Raw genomic sequence first — 22723 nt, forward strand, 5'->3', positions numbered from 1 at the left:
TCGACCTGCGCCATCAGCTCGCGGATGGCGTCCTCGCCGATGGTCTTGTTGGAGTCTTCCAACGCAGCCAGAGCCGAGCCCTTGACGATCGGAATGTCGTCGCCGGGGAACTCGTTCTTCGACAGAAGCTCGCGAACCTCGAGCTCGACCAGTTCCAGCAGCTCGGCGTCGTCGACCTGGTCAACCTTGTTCAGGAACACCACGATCGAGGGAACGCCGACCTGGCGGGCAAGCAGGATGTGCTCGCGGGTCTGCGGCATCGGGCCGTCGGCGGCCGAAACGACCAGGATCGCGCCGTCCATCTGCGCCGCACCGGTGATCATGTTCTTCACATAGTCGGCGTGGCCGGGGCAGTCGACGTGGGCATAATGACGGTTGGCCGTCTCATACTCGACATGCGCCGTCGAAATCGTGATGCCGCGCGCCTTCTCTTCAGGTGCCGCGTCGATCTGGTCATAGCGCTTGTATTCGCCAAAATACTTCGTGATCGCCGCCGTCAGCGACGTCTTGCCATGATCGACGTGACCGATCGTGCCAATGTTCACATGCGGCTTGGTGCGCTCGAATTTACCTTTTGCCATGTGATCTCTCCATTCCTGCCTGCCCGTGCGGGCCTTGAATTAAGGTCTCGTGCAACCCGCTCGAGTTACGCGTATTTTTTCTGAACTTCCTGGGCGACCGCGGTCGGAACCGGCTCGTAGTGGTCGAACTGCATCGTGTACTGGGCGCGGCCCTGCGACATCGAACGCAGATTGTCGACGTACTTGAACATGTTCGCGAGCGGCACCATCGCGTTGATGACGACGGCAACGCCGCGCGCTTCCTGACCCTGGATCTGGCCACGACGGCCGTTGAGGTCGCCGATGACGCCACCGACGTAATCTTCCGGCGTCACGACCTCGACCTTCATGATCGGCTCCAGAAGCTGCACGCCGAGGCGCGGAGCCGCTTCCTTGAAGCAGGCGCGGGAGGCGATTTCGAACGCCAGAACCGAGGAGTCGACGTCGTGGAAGGCGCCGTCGATCAGGGTGGCCTTGACACCGATCATCGGGAAGCCGGCGAACGGACCGGAACCCATGACGCTGTTGATGCCCTTCTCGACGCCCGGGATGTATTCCTTCGGAACCGCACCGCCGACGATCTTGGACTCGAACACGAACTCTTCGCTCTCGGTGTTCGGCTCGAATATGATCTTGACGCGGGCGAACTGGCCGGTACCGCCGGTCTGCTTCTTGTGCGTGTAGTCCTGCTCGTGGGTGCGGGTGATCGTCTCGCGATAAGCCACCTGCGGCGCGCCGACATTGGCTTCGACCTTGAACTCGCGGCGCATGCGGTCGACGATGATGTCAAGATGCAGCTCGCCCATGCCGGCGATGATGGTCTGGCCGCTTTCCTCGTCGGTCTTGACGCGGAAGGACGGATCCTCGGCCGCCAGGCGATGCAGCGCGAGGCCCATCTTTTCCTGGTCGTTCTTGGTCTTCGGCTCGATGGCGATCTGGATGACCGGATCGGGGAATTCCATGCGCTCGAGGATGACCGGGTGCAGCGGATCGCAGAGCGTGTCGCCGGTGGTCGTGTCCTTGAGGCCAGCCAGGGCGACGATGTCGCCTGCGTAAGCTTCTTCGACGTCGGCGCGCGAATTCGCATGCATCTGCAGCATGCGGCCGATGCGCTCCTTCTTGCCCTTTACGGTGTTGTCGACCGAGGTTCCCTTGGCGAGCTTGCCCGAATAGATGCGGGCAAAGGTCAGCGAACCGACAAACGGGTCGTTCATGATCTTGAACGCCAGCATCGACAGCGGCTCGTTGTCATCGGCATGACGCTCGATCTCGGCGTCGGTCTTGGCGTCGACACCCTTGATGGCCGGCACGTCGATCGGCGACGGCAGGTATTCGACAACGGCGTCGAGCAGCGGCTGCACGCCCTTGTTCTTGAAGGCCGAGCCACAGAACATCGGGTAGAACTTGACCGCGATGGTGCCCTTGCGGATCAGCGCGCGGATCTCGTCGTTCGACGGCATCTTGCCTTCGAGGTAGTTCTCGAGCGCGGTCTCGTCCATCTCGACGGCGGCTTCGATCATCTTCTCGCGGTACTGCTCGGCCTTCTCCTTGAGATCGGCCGGGATCTCGACGACGTCCCAGGCAGCGCCAAGGGTCTCGTCGCGCCAAACGAGCGCGTTCATCTCGACGAGGTCGACAACGCCCTTGAACTCGGTCTCGGCACCGATCGGCAGCTGCATGACGACGGCCTGCGCACCGAGGCGCGAGGCGATCATTTCCTCGGAGCGGTAGAAGTCGGCGCCGATTTTGTCCATCTTGTTGCAGAAGATCATGCGCGGCACATGGTACTTGTCAGCCTGGCGCCACACGGTCTCGGTCTGTGGCTCCACGCCGGCGTTGGCGTCGAGCAGCGCGATGGCGCCGTCGAGCACGCGCAGCGAACGCTCGACCTCGATGGTGAAGTCGACGTGTCCGGGGGTGTCGATGATGTTGAAGCGGCGCATCTTGCCGTCACGACCCTTCCAGAAGGTCGTGGTCGCGGCCGACGTGATGGTGATGCCGCGTTCCTGCTCCTGCTCCATCCAGTCCATGGTGGCAGCGCCGTCATGGACTTCGCCGATCTTGTGCGACTTGCCCGTGTAGTAGAGGACGCGCTCGGTCGTCGTCGTCTTGCCGGCGTCGATATGCGCCATGATACCGAAATTGCGGTAGTCTTCGATTTTGTATTCGCGGGCCATGGGAGGTGCCTCTCAGTCTCTTTCGCGTTACCAGCGGTAATGCGCGAAGGCGCGGTTGGCTTCCGCCATCTTGTGGGTGTCTTCACGCTTCTTGACGGCCGTGCCGCGGTTGTTGGCCGCGTCCATCAGCTCGCCCGAAAGGCGGTCGACCATGGTGGTCTCGTTGCGGTTGCGGGCCGCGGCGATCAGCCAGCGGATGGCCAGCGCCTGACGGCGCTCGGGGCGCACGTCGACCGGAACCTGGTAGGTGGCGCCGCCGACGCGACGCGAGCGCACTTCCACATGCGGCGCGACATTGTCGAGCGCCTGATGGAAGACTGTGACCGGCTCCTGCTTGGTCTTGGCCTGGACTTGGTCCAGCGCGCCATAGACGATGGTCTCGGCAACCGACTTCTTGCCGTCATACATGACGGCGTTCATGAACTTGGTGACGATCAGATCGCCGAACTTGGGGTCCGGATTGATCTCACGCTTTTCTGCACTGTGACGACGGGACATGGGAAACCCTTACTTCGGACGCTTGGCGCCGTATTTCGAACGACGCTGCTTGCGGTTCTTCACACCCTGCGTGTCGAGCACGCCGCGGATGATGTGGTAGCGGACGCCCGGCAGATCCTTGACGCGACCGCCGCGGATCATGACCACCGAGTGCTCCTGAAGGTTGTGGCCTTCGCCGGGGATGTAGCCGATCACTTCAAAACCGTTGGTCAGGCGAATCTTGGCCACCTTGCGCAGCGCCGAGTTCGGCTTCTTCGGCGTCGTGGTGTAGACGCGCGTGCAGACGCCCCGCTTCTGCGGGTTCTGCTGCATGGCCGGGACCTTGTTGCGCTTCACCGGCGCCAGGCGCGGCTTGCGGATCAGCTGGTTGACGGTAGGCATTAAACCCTCTTGTCTCTCAATTCCGTGTCTGCCCTGTCAGGGCCGCTCAAAGCGTCATTTCCATACGCAAATTCGGGCAACACACCGCGCCTCGCGGTCCTGCCCGAACAAATTGCAGAGGAAGCGGGAGCCGCTTCATGCGCGCCGGAAATGTCTTTTTCGCTCGTAAAACGAACCCTGTTTGAGGCAAACTCCAAAGCGTGTCGCTTCGGACAGGAGAGCCTCACATCGGTTCTGACGTCGCGGCTTCTACCCGCAACCCCAGGGTCCGTCAACCCCGGCGCGACAAATATTGCGCCCAACCCGAGGCTGGGCAGCCATGCGAGAAACGCATGTAATTTTCTTGCGTCTTTTTCCAAGAGCGAGGAAGAAAGTGACCGGCTTTGCGCTGTCCTGTGCCCTTGCTTCGTGCCAAAAGGCGGCTTGCCCCGGACAATCTCCGGGAAAACGAGGAATCAGCCCGTGAACGACAATGAAGAACGGCCGGTCACGATCATCACCGGGCGGGTCTGGAAGAAGAAAGGCGGCAAGCCGGAGGGCGTGCATGTGATGCTGGTGGCGCCCGACGATGATTCTGCCGTGCGCCGCGCGCTCGAATCGCTCGCTGCGGAAGGTTACGCCGAGGCCGAACTCGACCAGATCGGCGACATGGAAGGCGAGCCCGACGAGGAGCCGCATCTGTCGGCCTATCAGGGCGCGCTCGAAGGCGAAGTTTCGATCGTCACCTTTGAAGAGCCGATCTGAAAAGCGCGTCCAGCCTTCATATTTCCCAGAACCCGCCGGACAAACCTGCCCCGCCTAGGCACCCTTTCATTCCTTGGAGTTTCCATGACCAGCAGTCCCATCAAGCTCGGCATCGTCGGTGTGGGCAAGATCGTGCGCGACCAGCATTTGCCGGCGGTCGCCAAGGATGGGGATTTTCAGCTCGCCGCCGCGGCCAGCCGCCACGGCAAAGTCGACGGGATCCCAAACTATCCAACGATCGAAACCATGCTTGCGGCCGAACCCGGCATCGAGGCGGTCTCGCTCTGCATGCCGCCGCAGTTCCGTTACGACGCCGCGCGCACCGCGCTGGAGGCGAAAAAACATGTGTTCCTCGAAAAGCCGCCGGGCGCCACGGTCAGCGAAGTCGAACACCTCAAGGCGCTTGCCGAGAGGAACGGTGTCTCGCTCTTCGCCAGCTGGCATTCGCGCTATGCGCCGGCGGTGGAGGCCGCGCGCGCGTTCCTTGCCTCGGCCAGACTGACTTCGGCCGCCATCAATTGGAAGGAAGATGTGCGCCGCTGGCACCCGAACCAGGAATGGATCTGGGAACCCGGCGGCTTCGGCGTGTTCGATCCCGGCATCAACGCGCTGTCGATCGCCACGCACATCCTGCCTGCTATGTTCATCACCTCGGCCGTGCTCGATTTTCCGGAGAACCGCGCGGCACCGGTCGCGGCCCATGTCGCCTTCCGCACGCCCAACGGCCTGCCGGTGATGATGGAGCTCGACTGGCTTCAGACCGGCCCTCAGAGCTGGGACATCGTCGCCGAGACCGACAAGGGCAAGATGGTGCTGTCGGGCGGCGGCGCCAAGCTCGCCGTCGACGGCAAGATCGTCCACGACGAGCCCGAGGCCGAATATCCGATGCTTTACATGCGTTTCGCCGAGATCGTTCGCGCAGGGACTTCCGATGTCGACCTCGCGCCGCTGCAGCACGTCGCCGATGCCTTCATGCTCGGCAAGCGCAACGTGGTCGAGGCGTTCTTCGACTGAGCCGGCGGCAAAGCGCCGAGGCCAACGGCATCCTCACTCGACGATCGCGATGGCGAAGCCATCATAGCCCTTGGCGCCTACGGTCTGGATGGCGGTGCCGTCCAGCCGCTTTTCGCCTCCGATGAACGAAAACGCGGCGCGAGCGCCTTCGACATTGGCGTCGCCGCTGCTCTTTTTCACGACCGCGCCGTCGCGGATGACATTGTCGCAGACGATGACGGTGCCTGGGCGCGACAGCTTCATGGCCCGGGTCAGATAGTTCGGGTTGTTCGGCTTGTCGGCATCGATGAAGATGAGGTCGAACGGTCCGGCACCTTCGTCCGCCAGCTTGCCAAGCGACTGCAGCGCAGGCCCCACGCGCAGGTCGACCCTGTCGGAAACCCCTGCCCGCTCGAAATTCGAGCACGCGACCTTGGCGTGGTGCGGATCGAGTTCCAGCGTCACGACCTTGCCGTCCGCCGGCAATCCTCTCGCCATCCAGATGGTCGAGTAGCCGCCAAGCGTGCCGACCTCCAGCACCTTCTTCGCGCCGCGGATGCGCACCAGCAGCGACAGCAGCTTGCCCTGCGCGGCCGACACGTCGATCGCGGGCAGGCCCTGATCGCGGTTGGCCTTAAGCACCGCATCCAGGACGGGATCCGCTTCGAAAAGAGAGGAAACGATGTAGTCGTCGACAGCCGTCCAAGTCTTGCTGCTCATGGTTCTTCCTCGTTCGTGAAGCCAGATCAGGATGACGGCTAATAGAACCGTCATACTGATCTGGTCTCTTTATTCGATCATGATCTCTTCCGAAAACCGGTGTCCGCTTTTCGGGATCAGCTCTTGAAATGCAAGAAGGGGCCACGTGGGCCCCTTCTCATCGTTTCTCATGTCAAGCCGCTCACTGCGCGGCGTTGACCATGTCGGTCAGCATCGGGTCGGCGACCTCGGCACCGGAGGCCTTGCGGCGCTCGTCGATGATGAGTTCGTCGCGCGAGGTGGCGATGCGCCGGATTTGGCTCATCGTACCGCCCGTGCCGGCCGGGATCAGACGGCCGACGATGACGTTTTCCTTCAGGCCCTGCAGCATGTCGGTCTTGCCGGCAACCGCGGCCTCGGTGAGCACCCTGGTCGTCTCCTGGAAGGAAGCGGCCGAGATGAAGGACGGCGTCTGCAGCGAGGCCTTGGTGATGCCGAGCAGCACCGGCTGACCTTCGGCCGGCTTCTTGCCGTCCTCGATCAGGCGCTCGTTGACCTCTTCCAGTTCGATCACGTCGACGTGGTCGCCCGGGATGTAGGTCGAGTCGCCCTGCGTGGTGATCTCGACCTTCTGCAGCATCTGGCGAACGATCACCTCGATGTGCTTGTCGTTGATCGACACGCCCTGCAGGCGGTAGACCTCCTGGATCTCGTTGACGAGGTAGGAGGCAAGCGCCTCTACGCCCTTGATCGCCAGGATGTCGTGCGGCGCCGGGTTGCCGTCGAGGATGTAGTCGCCCTTCTCGATGACGTCGCCGTCCTGGAGATGGAACGGCTTGCCCTTCGGGATCAGGTACTCCACCGGCTCGAGCGTCGAGTCATGCGGCTCGATGATGATGCGGCGCTTGTTCTTGTAGTCGCGGCCGAAGCGGATCGTGCCATCGATCTCGGCGATGATGGCGTGATCCTTCGGACGGCGGGCCTCGAACAATTCCGCAACACGCGGCAGACCGCCGGTGATGTCCTTGGTCTTGGCGCTTTCCATCGGGATACGCGCAAGCACGTCGCCCGGACGGACATGCGCGCCCGGCTCGACCGAGAGGATGGCCTCGACCGAGAGCAGGAAGCGTGCATCGCCGCCCTTCGACAGCTTGCCGACCTTGCCCTTGGCGTCCTGGATGACGATCGCGGGCTTCAGGTCGCTGCCCCGCGGCGTCGAACGCCAGTCGATGACCTCACGCTTGGTGATGCCGGTCGACTCGTCGGCCGTTTCCTGCACGGAGATGCCGTCGACCAGATCCTCGAACGCCACCCTGCCCTCGATTTCGGTGAGGATCGGGCGGGTATAGGGATCCCACTCGGCGATACGCTGGCCGCGCTTCACCTTGTCGCCATCGTCCACGAAGATACGCGAACCATAGGCGACGCGGTGCGTGGCGCGCTCCTTGCCGGTCTCATCGAGGATAAGCACCGCCATGTTGCGGCCCATGACCATCTGCTGGCCTTCCGAGTTGCGAACCACGTTGCGGTTGCGGATCTGCACCTTGCCCTCGTAGGAGGCTTCAAGGAACGAGCTATCCACCACCTGCGCCGTGCCGCCCATGTGGAAGGTACGCATGGTGAGCTGGGTGCCCGGCTCGCCGATCGACTGCGCCGCGATGACGCCGACAGCCTCGCCCTGGTTGACAGGGGTACCGCGGGCAAGGTCGCGACCGTAGCAGACAGCGCACACGCCGGTCCTGACCTCGCAGGTCAGCGCCGAACGGATGCGGATCGACTGCACGCCGGCCTTTTCGATCTGCTCCACGTCGCGCTCATCCATCAGCGTTCCGGCCTTGACCAGCAATTCGCCGGAGACCGGATGGTTGATGTCGTCGAGCGCGGTGCGGCCCAGCACGCGCTGGCCGACCGAAGCGACGACCTGACCGGCATCGACGATCGGCTGCATGGTGAGGCCCTTGTCGGTGCCGCAATCCACGGAGTTGACGATGCAGTCCTGCGCCACGTCGACGAGACGGCGGGTGAGGTAACCCGAATTCGCCGTCTTCAAGGCGGTGTCGGCCAGACCCTTGCGGGCGCCGTGGGTCGAGTTGAAATACTCGAGCACGGTAAGGCCTTCCTTGAAGTTCGAGATGATCGGCGTCTCGATGATTTCACCCGAGGGCTTGGCCATCAGGCCACGCATGCCGGCGAGCTGACGCATCTGGGTGGGCGAACCGCGCGCACCCGAATGCGACATCATGTAGATCGAGTTCATCGGCTTCTGACGGCCGTTGTCCTCGAACTCCACCGCCTTGATGCGGGCCATCATCTCGTCGGCGACCTTTTCCGAGCACTTGGCCCAAGCGTCGACGACCTTGTTGTACTTCTCGCCCTGGGTGATCAGGCCGTCATTGTACTGCTGCTCGTATTCCTTGGCCAAAGCCTCGGTCTCGGAGACCAGCTTGATCTTGGAATCCGGGATCAGCATGTCGTCCTTGCCGAACGAGATGCCGGCGCGGCAGGCATGCGCGAAGCCGAGCGCCATGATGCGATCGCAGAAAATGACCGTCTCCTTCTGACCGCAGTGGCGGTAGACGGTGTCGATCATCTTGGAGATGTTCTTCTTGGTCATCTCCTGGTTGGCGGTCTCATACGGCACGTTGACGTTCTTCGGCAGCAGTTCGCCGATGATCATGCGGCCAGGCGTGGTGTCGTAGATCTTCGACACCATCTTGCCTTCGGCGTCGACGGTGCGGAAGCGGCCCTTGATCTTGGCGTGCAGCGTCACGGCCTTGGTCTCCAGCGCATGCTGGAGCTCGCCCATGTCGGCAAACACCATGCCTTCGCCCGGCTCGTTCTGGTTGACGATCGAGAGATAGTAGAGACCGAGAACCATGTCCTGCGACGGCACGATGATCGGCGCGCCGGAGGCCGGGTGCAGGATGTTGTTGGTCGACATCATCAGCACGCGGGCTTCCAACTGCGCTTCCAAGGACAGCGGCACGTGGACCGCCATCTGGTCGCCGTCGAAGTCGGCGTTGAAGGCGGTGCAGACCAGCGGATGCAGCTGGATCGCCTTGCCTTCGATCAGGATCGGCTCGAACGCCTGGATGCCGAGGCGGTGCAGCGTCGGCGCGCGGTTCAGAAGCACCGGATGCTCGCGGATGACCTCGTCGAGGATATCCCAGACCTCCGGACGCTCCTTCTCGACCAGCTTCTTCGCCTGCTTGACGGTCGAGGAGAAACCCTTGGCGTCGAGACGGGCGTAGATGAAGGGCTTGAAGAGCTCGAGCGCCATCTTCTTCGGCAGGCCGCACTGATGCAGCTTCAGCTCCGGACCGGTCACGATGACCGAGCGGCCGGAATAGTCGACGCGCTTGCCGAGCAGGTTCTGGCGGAACCGGCCCTGCTTGCCCTTGAGCATATCGGACAGCGACTTCAGCGGACGCTTGTTGGCGCCGGTGATGACGCGGCCGCGACGGCCGTTGTCGAACAACGCGTCGACGGCTTCCTGCAGCATGCGCTTTTCATTGCGCACGATGATGCCGGGCGCGCGCAACTCGATCAGCCGCTTCAGGCGGTTGTTGCGGTTGATGACGCGGCGATAGAGATCGTTGAGGTCGGACGTGGCGAAGCGACCGCCGTCCAGCGGGACGAGCGGACGCAGGTCCGGCGGGATCACCGGAACCACCTTCATGATCATCCATTCCGGACGGTTGCCGGATTCCATGAAGTTTTCCACGACCTTGAGCCGCTTCAGATACTTCTTCTGCTTGAGCTCGGAGGTGGTCGACGCCAGCTCCGAACGCAGGTCGCCGGCGATCTTCTCCAGGTCCATGCCGGCCAGAAGGTCATGGATGGCCTCGGCGCCGATCATGGCGGTGAAAGAGTCCTCGCCATACTCGTCGACGGCAAGCATGTACTCTTCCTCGCTGAGGAGCTGGTTCTCCTTCAGCGCGGTGAGGCCGGGCTCGGTGACGATGTAGTTCTCGAAGTAGAGCACGCGCTCGATATCCTTGAGCGTCATGTCGAGCAGCGTGCCGATGCGCGAGGGCAGCGACTTCAGGAACCAGATATGGGCGACTGGCGCGGCGAGCTCGATATGGCCCATGCGCTCGCGGCGAACGCGCGACAGCGTGACTTCGACGCCGCACTTTTCGCAGATGACACCCTTGTACTTCATGCGCTTGTACTTGCCGCACAGGCACTCATAGTCCTTGATCGGGCCAAAAATGCGCGCGCAGAACAGGCCGTCACGCTCCGGCTTGAAGGTGCGGTAGTTGATGGTCTCCGGCTTCTTGATCTCGCCGAACGACCAGGACAGAATCTTCTCTGGGCTGGCAAGCGAGATCCGGATGGAATCGAACACCTGCGCAGGCGCCTGCGGGTTGAAGAGATTCATGACCTCTTGGTTCATGCCGTTCTCCTTTCGGGGTCCTCGATAACCCCTTGCATCGATCGCGGACGAAATGTCCGCAGACTGGCCGGTTGCCCGACCGGAAAATTTGAAGGGCGCGCCGCATCCTAGAGCGGCGCGCCGTAGGCTTTACTCGGCTGCGTCGGGCAGACGCGTCGGGGTCTCTTCGACCTGGGTGTTCTCCAACTCCACATTGAGGCCCAGCGAGCGCATTTCCTTGACGAGAACGTTGAAGCTCTCCGGAATGCCCGCCTCGAACGTGTCGTCGCCGCGCACGATCGCCTCGTAGACCTTGGTGCGGCCGGCGACGTCGTCCGACTTCACCGTCAGCATTTCCTGCAGCGTGTAGGCGGCGCCGTAGGCTTCGAGCGCCCAGACCTCCATTTCGCCGAAGCGCTGGCCGCCGAACTGCGCCTTGCCGCCCAGCGGCTGCTGGGTGACGAGCGAGTACGGACCGATCGAACGCGCGTGGATCTTGTCGTCCACCAGGTGATGCAGCTTGAGCATATAAATATAGCCCATCGTCACCTTGCGATCGAACGGCTCGCCGGTGCGGCCGTCATAGAGCTGCGACTGACCGCTGGTGTGCAGGCCTGCCTGCTCCAGCATGGTGTTGATGTCGGCCTCATGCGCGCCGTCGAACACCGGGGTCGCGATCGAGACGCCGCGGCGCATCTGCTCGCTCAGGCGAACGATGCTCTCGTCGTCATATTCGCGGATCGGCTCGTTGCGGTCGTTGGCCGGCATGAAGCTTTCCAGCGTCTTGCGCAGCGGCTTGATGTCGCCGCCACCCTTATACGCGTCGATCAGCTCGCCGATCTTCCTGCCCATGCCTGCGCAAGCCCAGCCCAGATGCGTTTCCAGGATCTGGCCGACATTCATGCGGCTCGGCACACCCAGTGGGTTGAGCACGATATCGGCATGCGTGCCGTCCTCGAGGAAAGGCATGTCCTCGACCGGAACGATGCGCGACACGACACCCTTGTTGCCGTGACGGCCGGCCATCTTGTCGCCCGGCTGCATCTTGCGCTTCACCGCCACGAAGACCTTGACCATCTTCATGACGCCCGGAGGCATTTCGTCGCCGCGCTGCACCTTCTCGACCTTGTCCATGAAGCGCTGCTCGAGCGCCTTCTTGGACTCGTCATACTGGCCGCGCAGAGCCTCGAGCTCGCCCTGGAGCTTCTCGTTCTCCACGGCGAACTGCCACCATTGCGAACGCGGATACTCGTCGAGCGTGTCCTTCGACAGCTTCGAGCCCTTCTTGAAGCCTTTCGGTCCGGCGATCGCTTCCTTCCCGACCAGCACGTCGGAAAGGCGCGCATAGACGTTGCGATCGAGAATCGCCTGTTCGTCGTCGCGGTCCTTGGCCAGACGCTCGATCTCCTCGCGCTCGATCGCCATCGCGCGCTCGTCCTTCTCCACGCCGTGGCGGTTGAAGACGCGCACTTCGACGACCGTGCCGAAGGTGCCCGGGGGCATGCGCATGGAGGTGTCGCGAACGTCCGAGGCCTTTTCGCCGAAGATGGCGCGGAGCAACTTTTCTTCCGGCGTCATCGGGCTTTCGCCCTTCGGCGTGATCTTGCCGACCAGGATGTCGCCCGGCTGCACCTCGGCACCGATATAGACGATGCCGGCCTCGTCGAGGTTCTTCAGCGCCTCTTCCGAAACGTTCGGAATGTCGCGCGTGATTTCCTCCGGCCCGAGCTTGGTGTCGCGCGCCATGACCTCGAACTCCTCGATGTGGATCGAGGTGAAGACGTCATCGGCCACGATGCGCTCGGAGAGCAGGATCGAGTCCTCGTAGTTGTAGCCGTTCCACGGCATGAACGCGACCAGGACGTTGCGGCCGAGCGCCAGATCGCCGAGCTCGGTCGAGGGACCGTCGGCAATGATGTCGCCCTTGTTGACGCGGTCGCCCATGCGCACCAGCGGACGCTGGTTGATGCAGGTGTTCTGGTTCGAACGCTGGAACTTCATCAGCCGGTAGATGTCGACGCCGGACTTGCCGGGATCGAGGTCTTCCGTGGCGCGGATGACGATACGGGTGGCGTCCACCTGGTCGACCACGCCGCCGCGGCGAGCGCCGATGGCAGCGCCCGAGTCACGGGCGACGACCGGCTCCATGCCGGTGCCGACGAACGGAGCCTCGGCGCGCACCAGCGGCACGGCCTGACGCTGCATGTTCGAGCCCATCAGCGCGCGGTTGGCGTCGTCGTTCTCGAGGAACGGGATGAGCGCTGCCGCGACCGACACCATCTGCTTTGGCGAGACGTCCATCAGGTCGACGTTCTCGCGCGGCGCCATCATCACTTCGCCGGCGTTACGGCAAATGACGAACTCGTCGACGAAGCTGCCGTTCTTGTCGAGCTCGGCGTTGGCCTGCGCGACATAGTGCTTGGCCTCTTCCATCGCCGACAGGTAGACAACCTCGTTGGTAAGCTTGCCGCTCACGATCTTGCGGTACGGGCTTTCGATGAAGCCGTACTTGTTGACGCGCGCAAAGGTAGCCAGCGAGTTGATCAGACCGATATTCGGGCCCTCCGGCGTTTCGATCGGGCAGATGCGGCCGTAATGCGTCGGGTGCACGTCGCGCACCTCGAAGCCGGCGCGCTCGCGGGTCAGACCGCCCGGTCCAAGCGCCGACAGGCGGCGCTTGTGGGTGATCTCCGACAGCGGGTTGGTCTGGTCCATGAACTGCGACAGCTGCGAGGAACCGAAGAACTCGCGCACGGCGGCGGCGGCCGGCTTGGCGTTGATCAAGTCCTGCGGCATCACCGTGTCGATCTCGATCGAGGACATGCGCTCCTTGATCGCGCGCTCCATGCGCAGCAGGCCGACGCGGTACTGGTTCTCCATCAACTCGCCGACCGAACGCACGCGGCGGTTGCCGAGATTGTCGATGTCGTCGATCTCGCCCTTGCCGTCACGCAACTCGACCAGAGTCTTGACCACGGCCAGGATATCGTCCTTGCGCAGCACGCGCACGGTGTCCTCGGCCTTGAGCTCGAGGCGCATGTTCATCTTGACGCGGCCGACGGCCGACAGGTCGTAGCGCTCGCTGTCGAAGAACAGCGAGTTGAACATGGCTTCGGCGGTCTCGAGCGTCGGCGGCTCGCCCGGCCGCATGACGCGGTAGATGTCGAACAGCGCGTCCTGGCGGCTCTCGTTCTTGTCGACGTTGAGCGTGTTGCGGATGTAGGCGCCGACATTGACGTGGTCGATGTCCAGGATCTGGATCTCGTCCTCGCCGGTGCCGAGCAGCACCTTCAGCGTCTTGTCGTCGATCTCGTCGCCGGCTTCGAGGAAGATCTCGCCGGTGGCGTAGTTGACGATGTCCTCGGCAAGGTAGTTGCCGAGCAGGTCCTCGTCGGTCGCCTTGATGGCCTTGAGACCCTTCTCGCCGAGTTGGCGAGCCTGGCGGGCGGTGATCTTCTTGCCTTGTTCGACCACGATCTCGCCGGTGTCGGCGTCGACCAGGTCGCCGACGGCCTTGAGGCCGCGGAAACGCTCGACGTTGAACGGAATGCGCCAGTGGTCGCCGGCGCGCTTGTAAGTGATCTTGTTGTAGAAGGTCGACAGGATCTCCTCGCCGTCCATGCCGAGCGCCATCAAGAGCGACGTCACCGGAATCTTGCGGCGGCGGTCGATGCGGGCGTGCACGACGTCCTTGCTATCGAACTCGATGTCGAGCCACGAACCGCGATAGGGAATGACGCGCGCGGCAAACAGAAGCTTGCCCGACGAGTGCGACTTGCCCTTGTCGTGGTCGAAGAAGACGCCCGGCGAACGGTGCATCTGCGAGACGATGACGCGTTCGGTGCCGTTGACGATGAAGGTGCCGTTCGACGTCATGAGCGGCATGTCGCCCATGTAGACGTCCTGCTCCTTGATGTCCTTGATCGACTTGGCGCCGGTATCCTCGTCGATATCGAACACGATGAGGCGCAGCGTCACCTTCAGCGGGGCGGCGTAGGTCAGATCGCGCTGACGGCACTCGTCAACGTCGAATTTCGGTGCCTCGAACTCGTACTTCACGAACTCCAGCATCGAGGAGCCGGAAAAGTCGGAGATCGGGAAGACCGACTTGAAAACGGCCTGCAGCCCTTCGTCCGGACGGCCGCCCTTGGGCTCGTCCACCATCAGGAACTGGTCATAGGATGCCTTCTGAACCTCGATGAGGTTCGGCATCTCCGCAACTTCCGGGATCTTTCCGAAGAACTTGCGTACGCGTCTGCGGCCATTGAAAGTCTGGGTCTGGGCCATCGTCGCTCCTTAGCTATAAACTCGGGACGAACCTCGCCTCGGCTCGCCTTGCACCAACGGGCGGCCTCGGCGGCTGCCCCTATCTGTTTTTCCGGCCGCCCTGCCAATGGTTTGGCGGCTACCGGCTAAAACGGGAGAAAACCCGTTTCCGGAAGGCCGCTTTTCGGCCCTCAGGAAAGAGGTTTTCAAACGCCTCGCGCAACAGAACCCTCCCTTCGTCAAGGGAGGGGGCGGACGGCGCGAGACCGTCCGCCCTCGCCTAACAGGCTTACTTCAGCTCGACCTTGGCGCCAGCTGCTTCCAGCTGAGCCTTGAACTTGTCGGCGTCGGCCTTGGAAACGCCTTCCTTGACCGGCTTCGGAGCCGCTTCGACCAGGTCCTTGGCTTCCTTGAGGCCAAGGCCCGTGATGGCGCGGACTTCCTTGATGACGTTGATCTTCTGGGCGCCGGCATCGGCGAGAACGACGTCGAATTCCGTCTTCTCTTCAGCCGGAGCAGCGGCGGCGGCACCAGCGCCGCCAGCAGCGGCAACCGCCACCGGAGCGGCGGCCGAAACGCCCCACTTCTCTTCCAGGAGCTTCGACAGCTCAGCCGCCTCGAGGACGGTCAGCTTCGAAAGGTCGTCTACGATCTTTGCGAGATCAGCCATTTTTGTATTCCTTCACTAGGTTCGAACGTGTGTTGTTGACAGCGAGGAACGGCCTCATGCCGCCTCGTCCTTCCGGGCGTAAGCGCCGATGACCCGCGCGACCGAAGCCGCGGGCGCATTGACGATCTGGGCGATCCGGGTAGCCGGCGTGGCGATCATGCCAACCAGCCTGGCGCGCAGCTCGTCGAGCGACGGTAGTGTGGCGAGTGCCTTCACACCGTCGGCGTCGAGCGAGGTCGTACCCATCGCGCCACCGAGAATGATCAACTTGTCATTCCCCTTGGCGAAATCGGACGCGACCTTCGGCGCCGCAATCGGATCCTCCGAATAAGCGACCAGCGTCTGTCCCTTGAACAGGTCGATGATCGATGCGGAGTCCGTGCCCTGAAGAGCGATCTTGGCGAGACGGTTCTTCGCGACTTTGACGGTGCCACCGGCGGCGCGCATCTTCGACCGAAGGTCGTTCATTTGCGCGACGGTGATACCGGCGTAGTGGGCCACGACGACTGAACCAGCGCTTGAAAACGCATCATTCAGGCCCGTGACGAGTTCGCGTTTTTCCGCTCTGTCCACTGCCTATCTCCAGTTGACCCCTGCCCCATTAACGAGGTCAGGCGTCGGGTTGCCTTTTGCCGGCCGGGCCATCCAGTACGGATCTCCCGAACGACGCTCGAGGATCCTGCCCCCTTTCGCCACACCAGCCGGCACGCCGGATAGTGCGCAGACAAAAGGCAAACACGGTTCGAACCTTTCATTGGAGCTTGGCTCCTTTGTCGGGTCTTCACCCGTCTCATGCAGGCCCAAGTGAATTAAGGCTTTTGGGCCGCCTGCAATCTCGGACAGGATATCCGGAAACCTTTCGGCTTCCGGGGTACCAGGCCGCCGACGGATCGGCGGTCCGGGATTCTTTTGCGATCGGCCTAGCCGATCAGATGACACTTACGACGCGGCGAGCGTCGCGATATCGAGCTTGAGGCCGGGGCCCATCGTCGAGGTGACCGACACCTTCTTGACGTAGTTGCCCTTGGCGCCCGCGGGCTTGGCCTTGGTCACCGCATCGGCGAAGGCGCGGACATTTTCTTCCAGCGCCTTGACGTCGAACGAGACCTTGCCGACGCCGGCCTGGACGATGCCGGCCTTCTCGACGCGGAACTCGACGGCGCCGCCCTTCGAAGCCTTGACGGCCGCGGCCACATCGGTGGTCACCGTACCGACCTTCGGGTTCGGCATCATGCCGCGCGGGCCGAGAACCTTACCCAGACGACCGACCAGCGGCATCATGTCCGGCGTGGCGATGCAGCGATCGAAATCGATCGTGCCCTTCTGGACGATGTCGACAAGGTCCTCGGCGCCAACGATATCGGCGCCGGCGGCCTTGGCTTCCTCGGCCTTGTCGCCACGGGCAAACACCGCGACGCGCACCGAGCGGCCGGTGCCGTTCGGCAGGTTGACCACGCCGCGGACCATCTGGTCGGCATGGCGCGGATCGACGCCGAGGTTCATCGATATCTCGACGGTCTCGTCGAACTTCACCTTGGACCGGTCCTTGAGCAGCTGCAGCGCCTCGGAGAGGGCGTAAGCCTTGTTCGGATCGATGCCCTCGCGGCTCTTGGCAATACGCTTTGCAATCTTTGCCATGATCTTAGCCCACCACTTCCAGGCCCATCGAGCGGGCGGAACCCTCGACCATGCGCATGGCCGCCTCGACGTCGTTTGCGTTCAGGTCCTTCATCTTCTGCTCGGCGATCGCGCGCACCTTGTCGCGGCTGATCGTGCCGGCCTTGACCTTGCCCGGCTCCTTGGAGCCCGACTTCAGGTTGGCTGCCTTCTTCAGGAAGTAGCTCACCGGCGGCGTCTTCATGACGAAGGTGAACGACTTGTCCTGGTAGTAGGTGATGACGACCGGGATCGGCGATCCCTTCTCGAGCTCCTGGGTCTGCGCATTGAACGCCTTGCAGAATTCCATGATGTTGATGCCGCGCTGACCAAGCGCCGGGCCGATCGGGGGCGACGGCGTGGCCGAGCCCGCGGCAACCTGGAGCTTGAGCTGGCCTGCAACTTTCTTAGCCATCTCTATTCCTGCCTTTTCTCATGCCGGCCCCATTCTCGGGCAACGCCGGCGGTTGCAGTCTGGTGGTGCGGTTCCGGCGGCCGGCTGTGCCGCCTTCGCCTCCCACCCGTTCATGCGGCGTCTGCCGCCGCTCCCGACGCCTCGAGGCGCGGGTGCACCAACGCCTTCCGGCGCGGGTCTACGGATCAGCCCTTTTCGACCTGTCCGAATTCCAGATCGACGGGCACGGCGCGCCCGAAGATCGAAACTTCCACCTTGAGGCGGGCACGCTCCTCGTCCACTTCCTGGACAACGCCGTTGAACGACGCGAAAGGACCGTCCGAAACGCGGATCGCCTCGCCGATCTCGAAGGTGACCGAAGGCTTCGGCCGCTCGACGCCTTCCTGGACCTGGTTCAGGATGCGCTGCGCCTCGGTCTCGGTGATCGGCACGGGCTTGGAGTCGCCCAGGAAGCCGGTGACCTTCGGCGTGTTCTTGACCAGCGAGAACACGGCATCGGTCAGATTGGCCTTCAACAGCACATAGCCCGGGAAGAACTTGCGCTCGGCATCGACCTTGCGCCCACGGCGGATCTCGACGACCTTCTCGGTCGGCACGACGATCTGCTCGATGTCACCGGACAGGCCCTTCTGCTTGGCCTTGTTCTCGATATCCTCGGCGACCTTCTTCTCGAAGTTCGAATAGGCGTGGACGATATACCACCGCGCAGTCATTTCACGACCTCTCCGTAAACCGCCGAATTAATGTCCGAGACCCAGGATCCACTCGATCGCGTAGCCCATCAGAATATCGGCAGCGAAGAAGAACAGCATCGCGATCACCGCGAACACCAGGACCATCACGGTCGAGATCATGGTTTCGCGCCGCGAGGGCCATGTCACCTTGGCCGTCTCCGCGCGAACCTGCTGGAGAAAGGTGAAGGGATTAGTGGTTTTCGAAGCCATCTGCCGCCTGTTTTCAAGACCCGTTGGCCGGGCCTCCTGGATGATCCCGCTGACCGGGACGTGCCGCCTGGGCTCTATGCGGCGCGAATCAGCGCCGCCATTTCACCCACGCAAATCAGACGCGTAAAGCCGGCTTCCCAGCTCCACGCGTCGCGTGTCTGTCTTGTCTACATAAAACCGATTCTTAATCCACGCAAGTGGCAAGGGCCCGCTTTATGTCCTAACGCCGCCTCGGAACCATCCAGTCGTCCCGTCCCGGCTATGCGGGGCTTATGCCCCAATTTCCACGATATGGCAAGCCACCCGCCGATTTTCAACCGGAAGAGCTTTGTTTTGCCGTTTGGAGGAAATGGCACGGGCAGCAGGGCTCGAACCTACGACCTGCGGTTTTGGAGACCGCCGCTCTACCAACTGAGCTATGCCCGTGCATGCGCTTGTTCGGCGCAGGCGCTTCCTAAAAGCTTCCGAGCACTCTGTAAAGAGCACTCGGCAGCGGTTTTGAAAGCTTTGCCGGAAATCTGAATTGCGTGGCTGCCGGCAATCGATCGCGGGCGCGCCCGCTCTTTAAGATTTCCCGGTCGGCGGCTTATAAGGTCCGCCCGGCACGCCCCAGCCCCAGGTCGGCATCGGCTCGGTCTCGGGATCGCAGGTCTCGCCCAGATTCGAGTTCATCTTCGCCAGCCGCGACCCCCATTCGACATAGCCCATGAAGGCGGAGCGGAACTCGGGGTCGTCCGGCAGGCCGACCTCGTCCGCCGCGTCGGCAAGGAGATTGATCCAGCGGCGGCGCTGTTCCTCGGTCAGGTGCTTGCCAAGGTGATGCATCACCATTTCGCGATGGCCGCCATGCTTCTCGCTGTAGGTCTTCGGCCCGCCAAAGACTTCGCCGATGAAGGCGGCGACATGCGCCGGGTGATCCGGCGACATGTGCCTGAATACCGGCCCGACGACCGGATCCGCAGCCACCTTGTCATAAAAGGTCCGGGTCAGCCGGTTCAGCGCCTCGCCGCCGCCGGCCCACGCATATAAAGTCGGGACGTCCTCGCTCATCACCGATCCTTCACTTTGCCAACGCTGGGACGGAAGATAGCGGCAGCGCCCCGGCCTGCTCAACCTCGCTCGATGGCCAGTATAAGGCGTTAGAGCTTCGCCGGCGCCTTTGCCTCGGCATCGGCGGCCGGAAGAACCCGGCAATTGTCCGGCCTGGGTGCGGATCTGCAAATGGTTGCGCCCGTCAGCGCGTCCACCGATTGCGGCCCGGTTGTCAGCCCGAATGTCTTCAGTTCGTCCCGGCTGAGTTCCCTGTGCTTCGCATATTCGGCCGACTGCATGGCGACGAAAAAGCCCGAGCCGACCGCCATTTCGTCAAGATACGCCCTGACCTTGTCTTCCATGCCCATGGAATGCACCAGAAAATGGGCACCGGCGCCAACCAGGCGCCGGACGCCGCCGGCGATCATCACCGCGCAGGCGGCGTCGCATTCGCCGCCTGTATCGATGGTGAGGCCCGCATGGAGACCGTCGGGTGCGACGCACCCCACTGTGCCCGGGTCGCAGTCGAGAAAATCCGTTCGGGCGACCGCAACATCCAAGCCGCGCTCGCGGATCAGCCTGCCCGCGGCAAGCGCGGCCTGCACATCTCCACCCGGCGAGTTGATTACGACGGGTAACCGGCGCTCACGGATCGTATCGAGCAGTTGGCGAAGCTTGTCAGCCGTACCTGCGGCGATCGTGCCTTCCGCCGAAATCCATTCCGGACAATCGGGATTGCAAAGCGGATTGCCGCCGCGAACGAGAACGAAGCGCATCTCCTGTTCGCGGTCCTGCGGCGCCGGCGCGGGAACCGGCGCAATGGGTGAAGGCCCGGCTTCGACGGCCGCGACCGCGACGGGCACGCCGCTCGCAGGAACCTCGCGACAATTCGCCGGCGCCGGATTGCGCTGGCAAATGGTTCTCTCGGTCAGCAGGTCGAGCGAATCGAGACTGGTGACGAGTTTCATCTCCAGCATGTCTTCGGGCTCGATCTGCCTGATGTCGCTGGCAGGCGTCGCCTTCATCACGCCCAGCATGCCCTGCTCGACACCCATTTCCTTCAGATAGGCCGACAGCCGCTTCTCGATCGCCTTGCTCATCTCGTAGGTCTTGTAGCTGCCGGCATTCTTGCGGCTGACGATCCTGGTGCTGACGATCTTCTTCTTGCCGTTCACGATCCGATAGGTGGTGCGGTAGAGCAGCTTCTCGCGCTGGTAGGTGGTGGTGATCTGATGCACACCGAGATAGGCCCATTCGCCGACCACGCGGCGGATGCCGCCGGCAAACATCAGCGGACAGGCCGAATTACACATCGCGCCGCTGTCATAAGCGAGGCCGGAATAGGGCTGGTCCTTGCCGTCATTGTCCAAGCAGTTCTTCATCCCCGGCGAGCAGCCGGAAAACTCCGTGATGCCGACCGCGATATCGAGCTTGTTCTTGCGGACCATGCGGCCAAGCTGCAGCGCGGCATCGACATTGCCGCCGGGAGAATTGACGACGATCGGCAGTGGCCTTCCGCCGAGCGTCTTCAGCAGGCGTCTCAGCTGCGCCGGCGTGCCGGTCTCGATCGTGCCTTCGGCGGAAATCCATTCCGGGCAGTTCGGCTCGCAGCCCGGCGCGCTGCTGCGCACGACGACGAAGCGCATCGCCGGACCGTAGTCCGGCGGCTCCTCCTTTGCGGCGGTGCCGAAGGCGGCCAGCCCCATGGCGGCGGCCAATCCCAGCCGAAGCAGCCCGCGCCAACACCGCATGGTCTTTGAACGGAATGTGGAAACCACGTCTGGCAAGCCCCTGAGTACAACCCATACTAGTTGCGGGGACGGGGCTTGCAACAGCTTTGAAAAGGGCCGCGCGATACCGTTCCAAAACAAAAGGGCGGCCCGAAGGCCGCCCTTTCCTTGTCGAACCGGCAAGTCCCGGATCGATTATTCCTTGATGGTGACGACGATGCCGGCACCGACGGTGCGGCCGCCTTCACGGATGGCGAAGCGCAGCTTCTCTTCCATGGCGATCGGCACGATCAGCTCGACGTCGACGGTGATGTTGTCGCCGGGCATCACCATCTCGGTGCCGGCCGGCAGCGTCACGATGCCCGTCACGTCCGTCGTGCGGAAGTAGAACTGCGGACGGTAGTTGGTGAAGAACGGCGTGTGACGGCCGCCCTCGTCCTTGGTCAGGATGTAGGCTTCGGCCACGAACTTCTTGTGCGGCTTGACCGTGCCGGGCTTGGCCAGAACCTGGCCGCGCTCCACGCCTTCACGGTCGACGCCGCGCAAGAGCGCGCCGATGTTGTCGCCGGCCTGGCCCTGGTCGAGCAGCTTGCGGAACATCTCCACGCCCGTGCAGGTCGTCTTGGTGGTCGGACGGATGCCGACGATCTCCAGTTCCTCGCCGACCTTGACGATGCCGCGCTCGACGCGGCCGGTCACCACCGTGCCGCGGCCCGAGATCGAGAACACGTCCTCGATCGGCATCAGGAACGGCTTGTCCAGCGGACGAACCGGCGTCGGGATATAGGCGTCGACCTGCGCCATCAGCTCGCGGATGGCGTCCTCGCCGATGGTCTTGTTGGAGTCTTCCAACGCAGCCAGAGCCGAACCCTTGACGATCGGAATGTCGTCGCCGGGGAACTCGTTCTTCGACAGAAGCTCGCGAACCTCGAGCTCGACCAGTTCCAGCAGCTCAGCGTCGTCGACCTGGTCGACCTTGTTCAGGAACACCACGATCGAGGGAACGCCGACCTGGCGGGCAAGCAGGATGTGCTCGCGGGTCTGCGGCATCGGGCCGTCGGCGGCCGAAACGACCAGGATCGCGCCGTCCATCTGCGCCGCGCCCGTGATCATGTTCTTCACATAGTCGGCGTGGCCGGGGCAGTCGACGTGGGCATAGTGACGGTTGGCCGTCTCATACTCGACATGCGCCGTCGAAATCGTGATGCCGCGCGCCTTCTCTTCAGGTGCCGCGTCGATCTGGTCATAGCGCTTGTATTCGCCAAAATACTTCGTGATCGCCGCCGTCAGCGACGTCTTGCCATGATCGACGTGGCCGATCGTGCCAATGTTCACATGCGGCTTGGTGCGCTCGAATTTACCTTTTGCCATAGTCTCTTTCCTTGGACGGCCTTGACCTTCAGTTCAGTCGAATGCGGGGCGATTAGCGACAACGGCCGAAAAACACAAGTGCCTTGTGGCTGAGCGGATTCCCGCTCGACCCGAACCAACGGTCGATTTCAGTGGGATATGGCGCGGATATAAGGGCGCTACGCGTAAAATCAAAGGCTCCGGGCTGGCCCATTGCCGCCGCCGCGCCG

Annotated in this window: 18 protein-coding genes and 1 tRNA gene; 2 read left to right on the forward strand and 17 right to left on the reverse strand. The window is 62.9% G+C overall.

Features of this window, described 5'->3' with window-relative positions; translation table 11 throughout:
- The 4 genes from FJW10_RS26325 to rpsL form a co-directional block, all read right to left on the reverse strand.
- Nucleotides 1–581: GTP-binding protein (locus FJW10_RS26325; protein WP_140786395.1), on the reverse strand; the 581-nt coding region annotated here is incomplete at its 3' end.
- A 65-nt stretch (nt 582–646) separates the two neighbouring features.
- Entirely contained in the window at nt 647–2737 is a 2091-nt protein-coding gene (fusA, locus tag FJW10_RS26330; RefSeq protein ID WP_140646984.1) for an elongation factor G, read from the reverse strand.
- Nucleotides 2738–2764: 27 nt separating this feature from the next.
- Nucleotides 2765–3235, reverse strand: a complete 471-nt coding sequence (gene rpsG, locus FJW10_RS26335) for a 30S ribosomal protein S7 (RefSeq protein ID WP_027170372.1) — start codon at nt 3233–3235, stop codon at nt 2765–2767.
- A gap of 9 nt (nt 3236–3244) precedes the next feature.
- Nucleotides 3245–3616, reverse strand: coding sequence for a 30S ribosomal protein S12 (gene rpsL, locus FJW10_RS26340; RefSeq protein WP_006202128.1), 372 nt, complete (start codon nt 3614–3616; stop codon nt 3245–3247).
- 462 nt (nt 3617–4078) lie between these two features.
- Between rpsL and FJW10_RS26345 the strand changes: the two genes are divergently transcribed.
- Both FJW10_RS26345 and FJW10_RS26350 read left to right on the forward strand, forming a co-directional pair.
- Entirely contained in the window at nt 4079–4360 is a 282-nt protein-coding gene (locus FJW10_RS26345; RefSeq protein WP_140646983.1) for a transcriptional regulator, read from the forward strand.
- Between the two features lie 84 nt (nt 4361–4444).
- The gene (locus FJW10_RS26350; protein ID WP_140902256.1) at nt 4445–5374 is read left to right on the forward strand and encodes a Gfo/Idh/MocA family oxidoreductase; all 930 of its coding nucleotides are present in this window, start codon (nt 4445–4447) and stop codon (nt 5372–5374) included.
- 33 nt (nt 5375–5407) lie between these two features.
- Here FJW10_RS26350 and FJW10_RS26355 read toward each other — a convergent pair whose 3' ends face one another.
- The 13 genes from FJW10_RS26355 to tuf form a co-directional block, all read right to left on the reverse strand.
- Nucleotides 5408–6073, reverse strand: a complete 666-nt coding sequence (locus tag FJW10_RS26355) for an O-methyltransferase (RefSeq protein ID WP_140902257.1) — start codon at nt 6071–6073, stop codon at nt 5408–5410.
- A 181-nt stretch (nt 6074–6254) separates the two neighbouring features.
- Complete coding sequence (gene rpoC, locus FJW10_RS26360; protein WP_140902258.1) at nt 6255–10451, reverse strand: DNA-directed RNA polymerase subunit beta'; 4197 nt, start codon at nt 10449–10451, stop codon at nt 6255–6257.
- 129 nt (nt 10452–10580) lie between these two features.
- Entirely contained in the window at nt 10581–14717 is a 4137-nt protein-coding gene (gene rpoB, locus FJW10_RS26365) for a DNA-directed RNA polymerase subunit beta (protein ID WP_140786226.1), read from the reverse strand.
- A gap of 268 nt (nt 14718–14985) precedes the next feature.
- Nucleotides 14986–15366: a 50S ribosomal protein L7/L12 gene (gene rplL / locus FJW10_RS26370; protein WP_059189560.1), complete on the reverse strand. Its 381-nt coding sequence runs from the start codon at nt 15364–15366 to the stop codon at nt 14986–14988.
- A gap of 54 nt (nt 15367–15420) precedes the next feature.
- Complete coding sequence (gene rplJ / locus FJW10_RS26375; protein ID WP_140545996.1) at nt 15421–15939, reverse strand: 50S ribosomal protein L10; 519 nt, start codon at nt 15937–15939, stop codon at nt 15421–15423.
- A 366-nt stretch (nt 15940–16305) separates the two neighbouring features.
- A complete protein-coding gene (gene rplA / locus FJW10_RS26380) occupies nt 16306–17004 on the reverse strand; it encodes a 50S ribosomal protein L1 (protein WP_140637120.1) in 699 nt (232 codons plus the stop codon).
- Between the two features lie 4 nt (nt 17005–17008).
- Entirely contained in the window at nt 17009–17437 is a 429-nt protein-coding gene (rplK, locus tag FJW10_RS26385; protein WP_095765524.1) for a 50S ribosomal protein L11, read from the reverse strand.
- 185 nt (nt 17438–17622) lie between these two features.
- Entirely contained in the window at nt 17623–18150 is a 528-nt protein-coding gene (gene nusG, locus FJW10_RS26390; protein WP_140545994.1) for a transcription termination/antitermination protein NusG, read from the reverse strand.
- A 27-nt stretch (nt 18151–18177) separates the two neighbouring features.
- Nucleotides 18178–18381: a preprotein translocase subunit SecE gene (secE, locus tag FJW10_RS26395; RefSeq protein WP_027170383.1), complete on the reverse strand. Its 204-nt coding sequence runs from the start codon at nt 18379–18381 to the stop codon at nt 18178–18180.
- A gap of 350 nt (nt 18382–18731) precedes the next feature.
- A tRNA-Trp gene (locus tag FJW10_RS26400) sits at nt 18732–18807 on the reverse strand.
- A 138-nt stretch (nt 18808–18945) separates the two neighbouring features.
- Nucleotides 18946–19431, reverse strand: a complete 486-nt coding sequence (locus FJW10_RS26405; protein ID WP_140902259.1) for a group II truncated hemoglobin — start codon at nt 19429–19431, stop codon at nt 18946–18948.
- Nucleotides 19432–19520: 89 nt separating this feature from the next.
- Nucleotides 19521–21119 carry a hypothetical protein gene (locus tag FJW10_RS26410; protein ID WP_246674375.1) on the reverse strand — a complete coding sequence of 533 codons (1599 nt, stop codon included), beginning with the start codon at nt 21117–21119 and terminating at the stop codon, nt 19521–19523.
- Nucleotides 21120–21338: 219 nt separating this feature from the next.
- Entirely contained in the window at nt 21339–22514 is a 1176-nt protein-coding gene (gene tuf / locus FJW10_RS26415; protein ID WP_140646975.1) for an elongation factor Tu, read from the reverse strand.
- Nucleotides 22515–22723 lie beyond the last annotated feature (209 nt).

Source organism: Mesorhizobium sp. B4-1-1 (genome assembly GCF_006439375.1).
Classification (GTDB): Bacteria; Pseudomonadota; Alphaproteobacteria; order Rhizobiales; family Rhizobiaceae; genus Mesorhizobium.